The 323-nt window shown below is 57.9% G+C and carries 2 other RNA genes; both read right to left on the bottom strand.

Annotated features, from left to right (window positions below):
* Positions 1–36: 36 nt before the first annotated feature.
* Positions 37–161: non-coding RNA, RtT sRNA (locus tag ACZ3HG_RS23050), on the bottom strand.
* Positions 162–204: 43 nt separating this feature from the next.
* Positions 205–323: non-coding RNA, RtT sRNA (locus ACZ3HG_RS23045), on the bottom strand.

Here is a 323-nt window from a genome sequence, read left to right as displayed (position 1 = left end):
ATAGCAAAAAGGCGCCTTTAGGGCGCCTTTCTACATTGGTGGGTCGTGCAGGATGACTCGGCGTTGCCTCGCCCTTCAGGTCGTTGCCTTCAGCAACGCTGTCTCACTGCGCTCGACGCGAACCTGCGGCAGGTTCTCATCCGGCACGTTAAACATCAGAGCACAGAAACGAAAAAAGCGCCCGTAAGGCGCTTCTTTCTGAATTGGTGGGTCGTGCAGGATGACTCGGCGTTGCCTCGCCCTTCGGGTCGTTGCCTTCAGCAACGCTGTCTCACTGCGCTCGACGCGAACCTGCGGCAGGTTCTCATCCGGCACGTTAAACA

Source organism: Erwinia sp. PME.40.26/001, from assembly GCF_055556675.1.
Note: the sequence above shows the minus strand (reverse complement) of the source record. Positions and strands in the feature narration are given on the sequence as shown.